This is a genomic window from Pseudomonas sp. Z4-20 (assembly GCF_051131955.1).
GTDB classification, from domain to species: Bacteria; Pseudomonadota; Gammaproteobacteria; order Pseudomonadales; family Pseudomonadaceae; genus Aquipseudomonas; species Aquipseudomonas marvdashtae.
The window spans coordinates 848500-863874 of the sequence record NZ_CP071641.1; the positions used below are offsets into that span (position 1 = coordinate 848500).

Sequence of the window (15375 nt, forward strand, 5' to 3'; positions counted from 1 at the left end):
CCGGAGGCCAGCATGAACGTTTCCCTTACGCCCAGCGACACCACTCTGCAAACCGTCAAGTTGTTGATCAATGGCGAGTGGGTTGAATCCCAGTCCAGCGAATGGCATGACATCGTCAACCCGGCCACGCAACAGGTGCTGGCGAAGGTCCCGTTCGCCACTGCGTTGGAAGTCGACGCTGCCATCGCCGCCGCCCAGCAAGCGTTCCAGAAGTGGAAGCTGACGCCTATCGGTGCGCGGATGCGCATCATGCTCAAGCTCCAGGCGTTGATCCGTGAGCACTCCAAGCGCATCGCCGCGGTGCTCAGCGCCGAGCAGGGCAAGACCATTGCTGACGCCGAGGGCGATATTTTCCGCGGCCTGGAAGTGGTCGAGCACGCCTGTTCCATCGGCACCCTGCAAATGGGCGAGTTTGCCGAGAACGTCGCCGGTGGCGTGGACACCTACACGCTGCGCCAGCCGATCGGTGTGTGCGCGGGCATCACCCCGTTCAACTTCCCGGCAATGATTCCGCTGTGGATGTTCCCGATGGCCATCGCCTGCGGTAATACCTTCGTGCTCAAGCCGTCCGAGCAGGATCCGCTGTCGACCATGTTGCTGGTGGAGCTGGCCATCGAGGCCGGCGTGCCGGCGGGCGTGCTCAACGTGGTGCACGGCGGCAAGGACGTGGTGGATGCGCTCTGCACCCACAAGGACATCAAGGCGGTTTCCTTCGTCGGTTCGACGGCGGTCGGCACCCATGTCTATGACTTGGCGGGCCGTCACGGCAAACGCGTGCAATCGATGATGGGCGCCAAGAACCATGCGGTGGTGCTGCCGGATGCCAATCGCGAGCAAACCCTCAATGCCTTGGTCGGTGCCGGTTTCGGCGCGGCGGGCCAGCGCTGCATGGCGACCTCGGTCGTGGTGATGGTGGGCGCGGCCAAGCAATGGTTGCCGGAGCTCAAGGCGCTGGCGCAGAAACTCAAGGTCAACGCGGGCAGCGAGCCGGGTACCGACGTCGGCCCGGTGATTTCCAAGCGGGCCAAGGCGCGTATCCTCGAATTGATCGAAAGCGGCGTGCAGCAAGGCGCGGAGCTTGAACTGGACGGCCGCGACATCAGCGTGCCGGGTTTCGAGCAGGGCAACTTCGTCGGTCCGACCCTGTTCTCCGGCGTAACCACCGACATGCGCATTTACACCGAGGAAATCTTCGGCCCGGTGCTGGTGGTGCTGGAGGTCGATACCCTCGATCAAGCGATCGCCCTGGTCAATGCCAATCCATTTGGCAACGGCACCGGCCTGTTCACCCAGAGCGGAGCGGCGGCGCGCAAGTTCCAGAGCGAAATCGACGTCGGCCAAGTGGGCATCAATATCCCAATTCCGGTGCCAGTGCCGTTCTTCAGCTTCACCGGTTCCCGCGGTTCGAAACTCGGCGACCTCGGCCCATACGGCAAACAAGTGGTGCAGTTCTACACTCAGACCAAGACCGTTACCGCGCGCTGGTTCGATGACGACAGCGTCAACGACGGTGTGAACACCACCATCAATTTGCGTTGAGGAGCCGGACATGAATATCGCATTTATCGGCTTGGGCAACATGGGCGCGCCGATGGCGCGCAACCTGCTCAAGGCCGGCCATTCGCTGAATCTGTTCGACCTGAACCAGAGCGTGCTGGCCGAGCTCGCGGCGTTGGGCGGCACCATCAGCGCCTCGCCTCGTGATGCGGCGCAAGGCGCGGCACTGGTCATTACCATGCTGCCGGCTGCCGCTCATGTGCGCAGTGTCTGGCTCGGTGAAGACGGCGTGCTCGCTGGCATCGCCGCCGGCACGCCGGCGGTGGATTGCAGCACCATCGACCCACAAACCGCCCGCGACGTAGCGGCTGCCGCTGCCGGGCAAGGCGTGGCCATGGCCGATGCGCCTGTCTCGGGCGGCACCGGCGGCGCAGCGGCAGGCACCCTGACCTTCATGGTGGGCGCTACGCCGGAGTTGTTCGCGACCTTGCAGCCTGTGCTGGCGCAAATGGGCCGCAACATTGTGCACTGCGGCGAGGTCGGCACCGGGCAGATCGCCAAGATCTGCAACAACCTGCTGCTTGGGATTTCCATGGTCGGCGTCAGCGAAGCCATGGCGCTCGGTGATGCCTTGGGGATCGACACGCAAGTGCTGGCCGGCATCATCAACAGCTCGACGGGGCGTTGCTGGAGCTCGGACACCTATAACCCATGGCCCGGTGTGATCGAGACGGCTCCGGCGGCGCGAGGTTACACCGGCGGTTTCGGTGCCGACCTGATGCTCAAGGACCTGGGCCTGGCCACCGAGGCCGCGCGGCAGGCGCGTCAGCCGGTGATACTCGGCGCGGTGGCGCAGCAGTTGTATCAGGCGATGAGCCAACGGGGCGAGGGCGGGAAGGATTTTTCGGCGATTGTGAACAGCTATCGCAAGCCGCAACAGGATCATTGATATCGGGAGGCTTTTGTGGCGAGGGCGCGGGCTCCCTCGCCACAGGTGGTCTCTCGTTTTTTTGTTTCAGGCAAACACGAAATACTTACGCACGGTCTCGACCACTTCCCACGTGCCTTTCATGCCCGGTTCGACAACAAAAATGTCACCGGCGCGCAGGTGAATCGGCGCCATCCCGTCCGGGGTAATCACGCAGTAGCCTTCCTGGAAATGGCAGTATTCCCACTTCACGTAATCCACGCGCCATTTGCCAGGTGTGCAGATCCAGGTGCCCATGATCTTGCTGCCGTCTTCGCTGGTGTAGGCGTTGAGGTTGACGGTATGCGGGTCGCCTTCGAGTTTTTCCCATTTGCAGGCATCGAGTACGGGCAGCGGATGGGTGTCGCGCAGGACGGTGATGGGGGCGGTCATGTGAGCTCCGAAAGGGGCAGGAAAGAACCTGCACCCTAGCGCGCAGAGAAACCGGGCAAATGCCTGTGCTCGACACCGGGTTGTCCAGAAGCGCGCATCACTCGGCCAAATGCCTGGCCAGGGCCTTGGCATACGCGGGTAAGCGTTCGAAGTTCCGTGCGCATAACAACAGCGCCCGGTGGGCCCAGTCTTCCTGCAGCGCGACGCAATGATACGAAGGCTGGCGCGGGCGGCGCTCGATCGCAGCCTTCGGCACGACGGCAATACCCGCGCCATGGGCCACCATGCGAATCACCCCGTCGAAACCGTCGGCGCGAATGCGGATCTGCATGCGTGAGCCGATGTGCAATGCCTGCTCCTCCAGATGGATTGCCAAGGCGCTTGATGCGTTCAGGCCTACATAATCGTGGCTAAGGGTTTCGCTGAAACTTGGCGTGCGGCCGTCAGCCAAAGGGTGTCCGGCCGGTAGGATCAAGACCAGTGGATCGTCGCGAAAAGGCCAGGTCTGAAGGCCGCTGGTATCCACCGCGTCGGAAACGATACCCAGGTCCGCCGCGCCTTGGCGCAGTGCATGAGTGATTCGGGCGCTGGGCAACTCCTGTTGATCGATGTCGAGGTTCGCATGGGCCTTGAGGAAACCCGCCAGCAACTCCGGCAGGTATTCGGTCATGGCGCTGGTGTTGCACAACAGCCGCACCCGCCCTTTGACGCCCTTGGCGTATTCGCCCAAGTCCTGCTGCAGATGCTCGACGTGTTGCAGCAGCACCCGGGCATGCTGGGCCAAGGCTTTGCCCGCCGGCGTCGGGGTGACGCCGCGCCGCCCGCGTTCGAGCAAGTCGATGCCCAGGGACGCCTCCATCGCGCGGACCCGCGCGCTCGCCGCCGCCAGGGATAAATGGCTGTTGGCGGCGCCGGCGGTGATATTGCCGGTCTCGAGGATGTTCAGGTAGAGCCGCAAGTCAATGAGGTCGAAGTGCATGGAAAACTCCAGCCTCTTGCAGGAAGAGAGGCTGCCTGAGTATATGACGGATTTTCAAGCAAACGCTCGCGGCGCAGGATACGCCCATGAATACACTTATCGCGTTTTATCAAAACCTCGGTCCGGTGCTGTCCCTATTGGTCATTGGCACCTTTTTTCTGGCTGGCACGATCAAGGGCGTTATCGGCCTGGGCCTGCCGACCATCTCCATGGGTTTGCTCGGGCTGGCTATGGCGCCGACGCAGGCTGCGGCGTTGCTGATCATTCCGGCAACGCTGACCAACGTTTGGCAATTGGCATCTGGCGGGCATCTGCGAGCGCTTATCCGGCGGTTATGGCCGCTGCTGCTGGCGATTTTTATCGGCACCGGTCTCGGCACGCTGTGGATCGGCATGGTGGGCGGCGCTTGGGCGGTGCGGGCGCTCGGTGCCGCGCTGGTATTGTATGCATTGAGTGGGCTGTTATTGCCGACGCTGCGGGTCAACGCCAGCAGTGAATACTGGCTCGCTCCGCTCTGCGGCCTGCTGACCGGTGTGATCACCTCGGCGACTGGCGTGTTCGTCATTCCGGCGGTGCCGTACCTGCAAGCGTTGGGCCTGAGCAAGGATGAGCTGGTGCAAGCCCTCGGCCTGTCATTCACCGTCTCGACACTGGCCTTGGCGACCGGCCTGCTATGGCGTGGCGCCTTGGGCGGCGGCGAGTTGAGCGCTTCGCTGCTGGCGTTGGCGCCGGCGTTGTTGGGGATGTGGCTGGGGCAATGGCTGCGCCAGCGGATCAGCGCCGTACTGTTCAAGCGGGTCTTTTTCATCGGCCTCGGCGTGCTTGGCGGCCATCTGTTGATCAGCGGCTAGCCGAGGATGGACTGAGCATGTCGACGCGGCGGATATCGAAGTCGCGTTCCAGGTAGTCCATGCGTTGCTCAAAAAACTGCTTCATATGCGGCAGGTTCGAATGCATCTCCAGGTCAGCCTGGGACGCCCAGATCTCATAGAAGATGAACAACGTCGGGTCCTGCTGGTCGCGCAACATGTGGTATTCGATGCAGCCGGTCTCGGCGCGACTCGGTTCTACGTAGGCGCGAAACAGCGCTTCGAAGGCTTCGGATTTTTCGGGGCGGGTCTTGGCGTACAGGATAAAGCCGTGCAGCTGGTCCATCGTAGGTCCTGAAATTAACGTTTGTACGGATTCTACGGCAACAATCGGAGGCTTATTCTTGCGTATTGGTCAAATGAGTTTTGCTCCCGCAGTGCTTATTCCTCGCGTCACTCCCCGGTACTCTGCCGCCATCATTTTCAACCGTCCCTTCGCTGCCCGCTCCACGGCGCACGTCATGGGACCTGATGAGGCACTATGAAAAAAGTCCTGCTGCTCAATGGTGGTAAACAATTTGCCCACTCCGACGGTCGCTACAACGCCACCCTTCACGACACGGCGGTCAGCGTATTGGACCGCGGCGGTTTCGACGTGAAGACCACCTTCATCGACGGCGGCTACGACGTGAAGGAAGAGGTCGCCAAGTTTCTCTGGGCCGACGTGATCATCTACCAAATGCCTGGCTGGTGGATGGGCGCGCCGTGGACCGTGAAGAAATACATCGACGAAGTGTTCACCGAAGGCCACGGCAGCCTCTATGCCAGCGACGGCCGCACCCGTTCCGATGCATCGCAGAAATACGGCAGCGGCGGCCTCGTGCAGGGTAAGCAATACATGCTGTCGCTGACTTGGAACGCCCCACAACAAGCCTTCGACGACCCGACTGATTTCTTCGAAGCCAAGGGCGTGGACGCCGTGTATTTCCCCTTTCACAAAGCCAACCAATTCCTCGGCATGACCGGCCTGCCGACGTTCCTGTGCGTGGACGTGATGAAGCGTCCGAACATCGAAGAGGATGTGGCGCGGTATGAGCGGCATTTGATTGAGGTGTTCGGCCTTTCGCGTTAATCCGGCTAGTATCGGAACTTACCCGAAAGCAATCCCGCACCCAAGGCGAGGGGGCTTCTGTGGCGAGGGAGCTTGCTCCCGCTCGGGCGCGCAGCGGCCGCCTTTTTAGGGCTGCTACGCAGCCCAGCGGGAGCAAGCTCCCTCGCCACAAAAGCATCCTTCACACTGGATGTGCATTCCAACGAGAGGGCGTCTGTGAAAGCCAGATCCGACGAGTTGCAGATATTTGTCTGCGTGATCGAATGCGGGTCGATTTCCGCCGCCGCCGAGCAGGTCGGACAGACGCCGTCGGCGGTCAGCCGCACGTTGTCGCGCCTGGAAGCCAAGCTCGATACCACATTGATCAATCGCACCACGCGCCGCATGGACCTGACCGAAGAGGGAAAGTATTTCTTCGAGCAGGCCAAGGGCATTCTCGATCAGATGGACGAGCTGGAGGAGCGCTTGTCGTCCCGTCAGAAGAACCCCGCCGGGCGCTTGCGGATCAATGCTGCCTCGCCGTTCATGCTGCACGCCATCGTTCCGCACATCGAAGAGTTCCGCACGCTCTACCCGGACATCCAGCTCGAACTCAACAGCAACGACCTGATCATCGACCTGCTGGAACAAAGCACCGATATCGCCATCCGTATCGGCACCCTCACCGACTCGACGTTGCACGCGCGGTCGCTGGGCTGCAGTCCGTTGCACATCCTGGCCAGCCCGGCGTACCTCAAGCGGCACGGTACAGCTACCAGCGTCGCCGAGCTGGCCGAGCATTCGCTGCTGGGTTTCGCCCAGAACGACGGCCTCAACCAGTGGCCGCTGCGCCACATTCATGGGGATCGCTGGGCAATCCAGCCGGCCATCAGCGCGTCCAGCGGCGAGACGGTGCGTCACCTGGCGCTGCAAGGGCAGGGCATCGCCTGCTTGTCGGATTTCATGACCCGCGACGACATCAGCGCCGGCCGTCTCAAGGTATTGCTGGCCGATGCCAACAGCGGCTACCGCCAGCCGATCAACGCGGTGTATTACCGCAACTCCCAACTGGCATTGCGGATCCAGTGCTTCCTGGATTTCATCCAAGGCAAGCTCGCCGGGTACGCTTCGCGAGAATTCCACGGCTGATTCGTGACGTCCAGGTCAATCAACCAACCAGGTGTTGAACTCAGTCGTGATGCACACCCGCGCGCTTGAGCATCTGCTTGCAACGCTCCGACAGATGAAATACCCGCAAGTGCTTGCCAGCTTTGCTGTAGCGCTCACGCAAGGTCTTCAGCGCGGCGATGGCCGAGTAATCGACGAAGCTCAGATGACGGCAATCCAGCGTCACCAGCTCCGGGTCGTTGGCCGGATCGAACTGGTTGAGGAACGGCGTCGTCGAGGCGAAGAACAGCGTGCCGTGCAAGCGGTAGAGCTTGCTGCCGTCGGCTTCCAGATGCGTATCGGCGTACAGCTCCCGAGCCTGTTGCCAGGCGAAGTTGAGCGCCGCAATGATGATTCCGCACAGTACGGCCATCGCCAGGTCGGTGAACACGGTGATGGTGGTGACCGCAACGATCACCAGCACATCATTCTTCGGCACTTTGTTGATTACCCGCAACGAGGCCCAGGCGAAGGTCTGTTGCGACACCACGAACATCACCCCCACCAGCGCTGCCAACGGAATGCGCTCGATCATTGGCGACAGGAACAACACGAACAGCAATACCATTACCCCAGCCACCACGCCGGATAACCGGCCGCGACCGCCAGAGCTGAGGTTGATCACGGTCTGGCCGATCATCGCGCAACCGCCCATCCCACCGAACAGGCCGGACGCCAGGTTTGCCGCACCCAACGCCACGCACTCACGGTCCGGGTAGCCACGGCTTTGAGTGATTTCGTCGGTCAGGTTCAAGGTCAACAAGGTCTCCAGCAAGCCGACCATCGCCATCACCAGCGCATAGGGCGCGATGATTTGCAGGGTTTCCAGGTTCCAGGGAATGTCCGGCAAGGCAAAGACCGGCAAGCCGCCGGCGATGTGCGCCATGTCGCCCAGGGTGCGAGTCGGCAGGCCGAGCAAGTAGACCGCCAGACCAACGCCGAGGATCGCCACCAGGGCCGGCGGCACGCTACGGGTCAGGCGCGGTAGCACGTAGACGATAGCCATCGTCAGCGCCACGAGGCCGGCCATCAAATACAGCGCAGCGCCGCTCAGCCAACTTCCGTCATTTTTGAAATGCTCCAGTTGGGCCAGGGCGATGACGATGGCGAGGCCGTTGACGAACCCGAGCATTACCGGGTGTGGGACCATGCGCACCAGCTTGCCCAATCGCAACAGTCCGAACGCCATCATGATCAGCCCGCCCAACAGGATCGTGGCCAGCAGGTATTGCGCGCCGTGTTGCACCACCAGCGCGACGATCACCACAGCCATCGACCCCGCTGCGCCCGACACCATGCCGGGCCGTCCGCCGAACAGGGCGGTCAGTGTGCAAATGATAAACGCGCCATACAGCCCCATCAGCGGGTTGAGGTGAGCCACCAAGGCGAAGGCGATGCATTCGGGCAGCAAGGCGAAAGAAGTGGTGAGGCCGGCAAGGACGTCGGCGCGAAGGCGAGCTGGTTTCATGGTTTACCTGACTGGGCGTCGGTTGAGAGTCGACTGCCGGGAGTAGTGCGGAAAAACAGGCGGCGATGGTACGGAATTGTGGGGCGGGCGGCCAGCCATCTACGGCGAAGGGCGATGAAAGTCTTGTGGGGAATTTTCATCCACGCCGCGTCGCGATATCCGTCAGCGACATTTCTTGTCTGCGTACGAAAATTACTTTCAGTGGGTTTGAAGAATCGTCGTCGAAATGATTTATGAGTTTCACAACACATCGACGTGACCCCATTCGAGGAGTAACGCATGGCACCTGCTTTCGCTTATTGGCTGTTGGTCTACGCGGCTATCGCGATCATTGCATTGATCGTCCTGATCGCCCGCTACCGGCTCAATCCCTTCATCGTGATTACCCTGGTTTCCATCGGCCTGGCGCTCTTGGCCGGGATGCCGCCGTCCAGCGTCGTCGGCGCCTACGAGGCGGGAGTGGGCAAAACATTGGGGCACATCGCGCTGGTGGTCGCGTTGGGTACGATGCTCGGCAAGATGATGGCCGAGTCCGGCGGGGCGGAGCGGATGGCGCAGACGCTGATCGAGCGCTTCGGCGAGCGTAACGCTCACTGGGCAATGGTCTGCATCGCGTTCCTGGTGGGCTTGCCGTTATTTTTCGAGGTCGGCTTCGTGCTGCTGGTGCCCATTGCCTTCACCATTGCCCGGCGTGTCGGTGTGTCGATCCTCATGGTGGGGCTGCCGATGGTCGCCGGGCTCTCGGTGGTTCATGCGCTGGTGCCGCCGCATCCGGCGGCGATGCTGGCGGTGCAGGCGTTCCAGGCCTCGGTGGGGCAGACCTTGCTGTACGCGATCCTGATCGGCATCCCCACCGCGATCATCGCCGGTCCCCTGTACGCCAAATTCATCGTGCCACGTATCCAACTGCCGGCGGATAACCCGCTGGAGCGGCAATTCCTTGAGCGCGAACCCCGAGCCAAGCTGCCAGGTTTTGGTCTGACCCTGGGCACCATTTTGCTGCCGGTGGTCCTGATGCTGATCGGCGGCTGGGCCAACCTGATCTCCACACCAGGCAGCGGCTTCAACCAATTTTTGCTGTTCATCGGCAACTCGGTGATCGCCTTGCTGCTGGCGACGATCCTAAGCTTCTGGACCCTGGGCCTGGCCCAGGGCTTCAACCGCGAATCGATCCTCAAATTCACCAACGAATGCCTGGCGCCGACGGCCAGCATCACCTTGCTCGTCGGCGCGGGCGGTGGTTTGAACCGGATCCTGGTGGACGCCGGGGTGACCCAGCAAATCGTTGGCCTGGCCCAGGAGTTCCAATTGTCACCGCTGGTCATGGGCTGGTTGTTCGCCGCATTGATGCGCGTCGCCACGGGCTCGGCCACGGTGGCAATGACCACGGCTTCGGGGATCGTCGCCCCCGTGGCGATCGGCCTGGGTTATCCCCATCCCGAGTTGCTGGTGCTGGCGACCGGCGCCGGGTCGGTTATCTTTTCCCACGTCAACGACGGCGGCTTCTGGCTGATCAAGGAATACTTCAATATGACCGTCACCCAAACCTTCAAGACCTGGACCGTGCTCGAAACGCTGATTTCCCTGGTCGCGTTCGGCCTGACCCTCGGGCTTGCGCGCGTGCTCTGAGCGCGCCCCAACAGAGGTGCCGTCATGGACATCCTTTATCAGATCCGCTCCCGTCAGGATTCCTTCAGCGCCGGGGAAGGACGAATCGCCCGGCTGATGCTCGACGACGTCGGCTTTGCCGCCTCCGCCAGTCTGGATGAACTGGCCCAGCGCGCCGACGTCAGCAGCGCCACGCTGTCGCGCTTTGCCCGCACCGTTGGCTGTCGCGACTTGCGCGATCTGCGCCTGCAGCTGGCCCAGGCCAGCGGCGTTGGCAGCCGTTTCCTCGACCCCGCCGGCGCCCCCGAGCAATCGGCGTTTTATGGACAGATCGTCGGCGATATCGAGTCGACCCTGCGCCAGCACTTGTCCGCGTTCGAGGAGTCACGGTTCGGCGACGCGGTACGGATGATCGGCAAGGCGCGGATGATTCACGCGTTCGGGCTCGGTGGCTGGTCGGCGTTGTGCAGCGAAGAATTGCAGGTGCGGCTGGTGCGTTTCGGCTATCCGATCGCCGCGTGCCGCGACCCGGTGATGATGCGCATCACGGCCACTTCGTTGAGCGACCAGCATCTGGTCATTGCCTGTTCATTGACCGGTATCACCCCGGAATTGTTGGGTGCGGTCGAGCTGGCCCGCAGCTACGGCGCAGCGATCCTTGCCATCACCCGCACCGACTCGCCCCTGGCGCGCCTGGCCGATGTGCTGTTGCCGCTGCAGGGCGCCGAAACCTCTTTCATCTATAAACCGACGGCGGCGCGCTACGGCATGCTGCTGGCCATCGATGTGCTCGCCACTGAACTGGCGCTGGCCCATCCTGAAGACAATCAAGAGCGTCTGCGGCGGGTCAAGCTCGCCTTGGACGACTACCGCGGCGGCGATGACGATTTGCCGCTGGGAGACTGACATGCAATACGACACGCTTATCCGCAACGCCTTGGTGATCGATGGCACCGACAGGCCCGGCTACCACGCCGACGTGGCGATCCGTGCCGCTCGCATCGCGCGCATCGGCGATCTGCGCGATGCCCAGGCGACTGAGGAAATCGACGCCGCCGGCCGTGTGCTGGCGCCGGGGTTTATCGACGTACACACCCACGACGATACGGTGGTGATACGCCAGCCGCAAATGCTGCCCAAGCTCAGCCAGGGCGTGACCACGGTGATCGTCGGCAATTGCGGGATCAGTGCTTCGCCGGTCAGGCTGCGCGGCGATCCGCCGGACCCGATGAATCTGCTTGGCACCGCCAGCGCGTTCGCCTACCCGCGCTTCGGTGATTATCGTTCGGCGGTGGAGGCCGCCGCTCCGGCGGTCAACGTGGCGGCGCTGGTCGGGCACACGGCCTTGCGCAGTAATCACCTGGACGATCTGCTGCGCACTGCCAGCGCGGGAGAAATCGCCGCCATGCGTGAGCAGTTGCGCGAAAGCCTGGAGGACGGAGCGCTGGGGTTATCCACTGGCCTGGCCTACGCCAACGCGTTTTGCGCATCCACCGATGAAGTCATGCAACTGACCGAAGAGTTGGCCGCGTTCGGTGCGGTCTACACCACCCACTTGCGCAGCGAGTTCGAGCCGGTCTTGGAAGCCATGGACGAGGCGTTCCAGATAGGCCGTCACGCACGCAGCCCCGTGATCATTTCCCACCTCAAATGCGCCGGCGCTGGAAACTGGGGCCGTAGTCCACAGGTGCTCGCCGCCCTGGAAAATGCCGCGAAGAACCATCCTGTCGGTTGCGACTGCTATCCCTACGCGGCGAGCTCGTCCACCCTGGACCTCAAGCAAGTGACCGATGCCCATCGCATCACCATCACCTGGTCGACGCCACATCCGCACATGGGCGGTCGGGATCTAATGGACATCGCCGCCGAATGGGACGTGCCGCTGATGGAAGCGGCGCGCCGCCTGCAACCGGCCGGCGCCGTTTATTACGGCATGGACGAAAGCGACGTAAGACGAATCCTTGCTCACCCGTTGTCCATGGTCGGCTCCGACGGTCTGCCCGAAGACCCGTTTCCCCATCCGCGCTTGTGGGGCGCTTTCCCACGGGTGCTCGGACATTTCAGTCGAGATATCGGGCTTTTTCCATTGCACACCGCCGTACACAAAATGACCGGGCTTTCAGCGGCGCGCTTCGGCTTGAAGGGCCGTGGTGAAGTTCGTGAAGGGCATTGGGCGGACCTGGTGTTGTTCAATCCCCAGACCATTCGCGACGTTGCCGACTTCAACGAACCGCAAAGGGCCGCTGAGGGCATTGATGGCGTTTGGGTCAACGGCGCCCTGATTTACCGCGATGGGCAAGCCAATGGACAAAGGGCGGGACGGTTCCTGGCGCGTGAAGGTGATTTGCGCCAAGGATTTTCAGCTGTTTTATAGCGATTGGAGGCGGTTAAGCAGCTGATTTTGCTTTAATTGACGCCACAATAATGGCATTGCGACACTAAAGAAGCCGGAATCAAGGCCGAAGCATTGGGGTCAACCCATCTAAACTGGGTCTATTTCAGCCAGGGAGCAACCCATGAGCTTCGGTAAAACCACCCCAATCCTGCGGATTTTCGATGAAGCCAAGGCGTTGGAGTTCTATGTCGACTTCCTGGGCTTTACCGTCGACTGGCAACACCGCTTTGGTGACGACTTTCCGCTGTACTTGCAGGTCTCCCGTGGCGATTGCGTGCTGCACCTGTCCGAGCACCACGGCGACTGCACACCGGGCTCGGCGCTGCGGATCGAGACCGATGAGTTGGAAGCGTTTCAGCAGCAACTGCTGGACAAGCCATACCGCTACGCCCGTCCACAAATCCAGGCCATGCCCTGGGGAAGCCAGGACATGACAATCAGCGATCCGTTTGGGAATCGGTTGGTGTTTACCAATGCGATCAGTGTGTAACAGGCAGGGCCGAACAGTGCAACGGCATGCTAGTCTCGTTTCCCCAATATGAAGGCGAAGGAGAGCGCGCATGATTGATCATCGCCCAGACTCTCAAGAGTCGTATGACTTGAAGACCGATGCCGAGCGTTCCAAGAGGAACGTTTGCCCAACTCCCCGACAAAGAGCCGGAAGCTATTAATATGGTTTCGGGATTGGGGACACGAATCCACGGGCGGTTCCGAGACATCGGCGGAGTTGAGCTGGATTTACCCGCTCGATAATTCAACACCACACGAATGCTGGCGCGTGAACTGTTCGCCCGCTTCCTGTTGGAAGCGGGCGCTTCTGTAATCAAACCCTGAAATGGCTGACCATCTGCTGCAACTGGCTTCCCAAACGCGCCAGTTCAACACTGGACGCCGCCGTTTCTTCACTCGCGGCGGCGGTCTGTTCGGACACGTCGCGCACGTTGATGATGCTGCGGCTGATTTCCTCGGCCACGGCGCTTTGCTGTTCGGCAGCGGCGGCAATCTGCTGGTTCATCGACTGGATGTTCGACACCGTGCGGGTGATGTTCTCCAGTGACACACCCGCCTTGCGCGTCAGGGCGACGCTGCTGTCGGTAAGGTTGCGGCTGTTGTTCATCACGGCGGCCACTTGCTGGGTGCCGTTCTGCAGGCCGGCCACCAGGCCTTCGATTTCCTCGGTGGATTTCTGCGTGCGCTGGGCCAGGCCACGCACTTCGTCGGCAACGACGGCGAAACCACGACCGGCCTCACCGGCGCGGGCGGCTTCGATGGCGGCGTTGAGTGCCAGCAGGTTGGTCTGTTCGGCCACGGCTTTGATCACGTCCATCACCGCGCCGATCTTGTCGCTTTCCTGTTGCAGCACGCTCATGGCGTCGGTGGAACGTGCCACCTCGCTGGCCAGGCGTTCGATCTGGGCAATGGCTTCGTTGACCACCTGGTCGCCGGCACGGGCTTCGCCGTCTGCGGCGGCCGCTGCCTGGGAAGCTTCTTCGGCGTTGCGGGCGACTTCCTGGACCGTAGCGGTCATCTCGTGCATGGCGGTCGCTACCTGGTCGGTCTCGACTTTCTGGCTGTTGACCCCGGCGCTGGTCTGCTCGGTGACCGCCGATAACTCTTCGGCGGCGCTGGCGATCTGAGTCACGCCATCGCGGATGCCGCTGATCAGGTCGCGCAGGGTCACGCCCATGCGGGCGATGCCTTGTTGCAGTACACCCAGCTCATCGCGACGGGTGACGATGACGTTTTGCGACAGGTCGCCACCGGCAATGCGTTCGACCACGGCCAGGGTTTCGCGCAGCGGGCGGGTGATCTGGCGGGTGATGATGACCGCGGCAATGATGCCCACCAGCAACGCCAGCAAAGTGCTGACCAGTTGCAGCGTGCGGGCCTGGGCGCTTTCAACGTCGCGACGATCGAGCTGGATCTGGTACAGCTGTTCGCTCAAGGACACGATGGTCGCGCCCTGGTCGGTCATTTCCTTGCGCGCCTGCACCACATCGGCCATGGCCGATTTGAATGCCTGCACGGCGCTGCGGTATTGGATCAGGATCGCTTCCAGCTGACGCAGCTCATTTTGCCGAGTGCTGGCGAAATGTTCATTGAGCGGCTTGAGCGAAGCGATGGCGGCGTCCAGTTGGGCGAAGGCCTTGCGTTCGGTATCGGCCGTGCTGTTGGCGGTGTAGCCGCGTACTTCGTAGCGGGCCAGCATGAATGCCTGCTTGGCCTGGGTGATGGCCTGGAACGGGGCGAAGCGTTCATCGCTGAGGGTCATTTGCTGCACATCGGCGTCGATCGCTTCGATCAGCTTGTTGGCCGCCTCGGCATCCGCGCCCATGGTGTCGCGGGCGCTATTGCCGGTGCGGTAGGCGCCGCGCATTTTGTTCAGCGACACTTGGTAAGCGCTGATGGTCGCGCTCTGCTCCTTGAGCAGCTTGACGTTCTCGGGGCTCTTGAAACTGCTGAGTAGCGCGTTCTGTTGCGCCACGAAACCATCGAGGGAAGTCTGCACGGTCTGAGCGACGGTTTCGTCGCCGTTGGCCAGCATGTATTGCAGGCGCGTGACGCGAAGTTTGGTCAGGCCGGCGTTGAGTTGGGTGATGTCGCTCATCCAGTTGCTGCGGTCGATCAGACCGCCCAGGCTGGTCCAACTGGTCAGGGCCAGGAGACAGGTCAGTACCAGCACCAGGCCAAAGCCCAGGCCCAGTTTCATGTTGACGCTAATGTTGCCAAACCAGCTATTCATCAAATTCCTCCAGGAACGTTGCGCTGCTTGTCGTCGGTTGGCTGGAAGATTGTTGTTGTTAAGCCAGCAAATACGTTTAACGGGGATGTATCGGCGGCAAGTCCTGAATCTGAACGTTTTTTTGCCTGGATGAGGAAATTTTGAGCAAAAAAAAGCCCGCGGGAGAGCGGGCTAAAACCTTAGTTTCTTGAATGAGCGAGGAGACTGTACCGGATCGCCTGGGCCCGTGTGGTGAAGAAAAGTTCATGCGGCGCAGCGT

General features: G+C 61.7%; 14 protein-coding genes and 1 pseudogene. 9 read left to right on the forward strand and 6 right to left on the reverse strand.

The window, feature by feature from the left end; translation table 11 throughout:
- Nucleotides 1-12 precede the first annotated feature (12 nt).
- Together J3P82_RS04035 and mmsB are read left to right on the forward strand one after the other, a co-directional pair.
- Nucleotides 13-1539 (forward strand): CoA-acylating methylmalonate-semialdehyde dehydrogenase, encoded by a 1527-nt coding sequence (locus J3P82_RS04035; protein WP_434560896.1) that lies wholly within the window; start codon nt 13-15, stop codon nt 1537-1539.
- A 10-nt stretch (nt 1540-1549) separates the two neighbouring features.
- Entirely contained in the window at nt 1550-2446 is an 897-nt protein-coding gene (gene mmsB, locus J3P82_RS04040; protein ID WP_434560898.1) for a 3-hydroxyisobutyrate dehydrogenase, read from the forward strand.
- Between the two features lie 66 nt (nt 2447-2512).
- Here mmsB and J3P82_RS04045 read toward each other — a convergent pair whose 3' ends face one another.
- Nucleotides 2513-2857: a cupin domain-containing protein gene (locus tag J3P82_RS04045; protein ID WP_003177747.1), complete on the reverse strand. Its 345-nt coding sequence runs from the start codon at nt 2855-2857 to the stop codon at nt 2513-2515.
- Nucleotides 2858-2954: 97 nt separating this feature from the next.
- Nucleotides 2955-3836: a LysR family transcriptional regulator gene (locus J3P82_RS04050; RefSeq protein WP_434560900.1), complete on the reverse strand. Its 882-nt coding sequence runs from the start codon at nt 3834-3836 to the stop codon at nt 2955-2957.
- A gap of 86 nt (nt 3837-3922) precedes the next feature.
- On the opposite strand from J3P82_RS04050, the gene J3P82_RS04055 reads away from it, so the two are divergent.
- Nucleotides 3923-4687 (forward strand): sulfite exporter TauE/SafE family protein, encoded by a 765-nt coding sequence (locus J3P82_RS04055; protein WP_434560902.1) that lies wholly within the window; start codon nt 3923-3925, stop codon nt 4685-4687.
- On the opposite strand, the gene J3P82_RS04060 is transcribed toward J3P82_RS04055, so the two are convergent.
- Nucleotides 4677-4991: a putative quinol monooxygenase gene (locus J3P82_RS04060; RefSeq protein WP_434560904.1), complete on the reverse strand. Its 315-nt coding sequence runs from the start codon at nt 4989-4991 to the stop codon at nt 4677-4679. The two genes, J3P82_RS04055 and J3P82_RS04060, sit on opposite strands and share 11 nt — an antisense overlap.
- 195 nt (nt 4992-5186) lie before the next feature.
- Here J3P82_RS04060 and J3P82_RS04065 point away from each other — a divergent pair, with 195 nt between their 5' ends.
- Both J3P82_RS04065 and J3P82_RS04070 read left to right on the forward strand, forming a co-directional pair.
- Complete coding sequence (locus J3P82_RS04065) at nt 5187-5777, forward strand: NAD(P)H-dependent oxidoreductase (RefSeq protein WP_434560906.1); 591 nt, start codon at nt 5187-5189, stop codon at nt 5775-5777.
- Nucleotides 5778-5972: 195 nt separating this feature from the next.
- Nucleotides 5973-6884 carry a LysR substrate-binding domain-containing protein gene (locus J3P82_RS04070; RefSeq protein ID WP_434560908.1) on the forward strand — a complete coding sequence of 304 codons (912 nt, stop codon included), beginning with the start codon at nt 5973-5975 and terminating at the stop codon, nt 6882-6884.
- Nucleotides 6885-6924: 40 nt separating this feature from the next.
- Here J3P82_RS04070 and J3P82_RS04075 read toward each other — a convergent pair whose 3' ends face one another.
- Nucleotides 6925-8370 (reverse strand): SulP family inorganic anion transporter, encoded by a 1446-nt coding sequence (locus J3P82_RS04075; RefSeq protein WP_434560910.1) that lies wholly within the window; start codon nt 8368-8370, stop codon nt 6925-6927.
- Nucleotides 8371-8649: 279 nt separating this feature from the next.
- Here J3P82_RS04075 and J3P82_RS04080 point away from each other — a divergent pair, with 279 nt between their 5' ends.
- The 4 genes from J3P82_RS04080 to J3P82_RS04095 all read left to right on the forward strand — a co-directional run bounded on the left by J3P82_RS04080 (nt 8650) and on the right by J3P82_RS04095 (nt 12863).
- Nucleotides 8650-9999 carry a gluconate:H+ symporter gene (locus tag J3P82_RS04080; RefSeq protein WP_434560912.1) on the forward strand — a complete coding sequence of 450 codons (1350 nt, stop codon included), beginning with the start codon at nt 8650-8652 and terminating at the stop codon, nt 9997-9999.
- Between the two features lie 24 nt (nt 10000-10023).
- Entirely contained in the window at nt 10024-10884 is an 861-nt protein-coding gene (locus J3P82_RS04085; RefSeq protein ID WP_434560914.1) for a MurR/RpiR family transcriptional regulator, read from the forward strand.
- Between the two features lies 1 nt (nt 10885).
- Nucleotides 10886-12352: an N-acyl-D-amino-acid deacylase family protein gene (locus tag J3P82_RS04090; RefSeq protein ID WP_434560917.1), complete on the forward strand. Its 1467-nt coding sequence runs from the start codon at nt 10886-10888 to the stop codon at nt 12350-12352.
- A gap of 142 nt (nt 12353-12494) precedes the next feature.
- Nucleotides 12495-12863 (forward strand): glyoxalase superfamily protein, encoded by a 369-nt coding sequence (locus J3P82_RS04095; protein WP_186612203.1) that lies wholly within the window; start codon nt 12495-12497, stop codon nt 12861-12863.
- Nucleotides 12864-13196: 333 nt separating this feature from the next.
- Here J3P82_RS04095 and J3P82_RS04100 read toward each other — a convergent pair whose 3' ends face one another.
- Together J3P82_RS04100 and J3P82_RS04105 are read right to left on the reverse strand one after the other, a co-directional pair.
- The gene (locus tag J3P82_RS04100; protein WP_434563684.1) at nt 13197-14060 is read right to left on the reverse strand and encodes a methyl-accepting chemotaxis protein; all 864 of its coding nucleotides are present in this window, start codon (nt 14058-14060) and stop codon (nt 13197-13199) included.
- Between the two features lie 42 nt (nt 14061-14102).
- Nucleotides 14103-15116: pseudogene (locus tag J3P82_RS04105) on the reverse strand (methyl-accepting chemotaxis protein); the annotation flags it as partial.
- Nucleotides 15117-15375 lie beyond the last annotated feature (259 nt).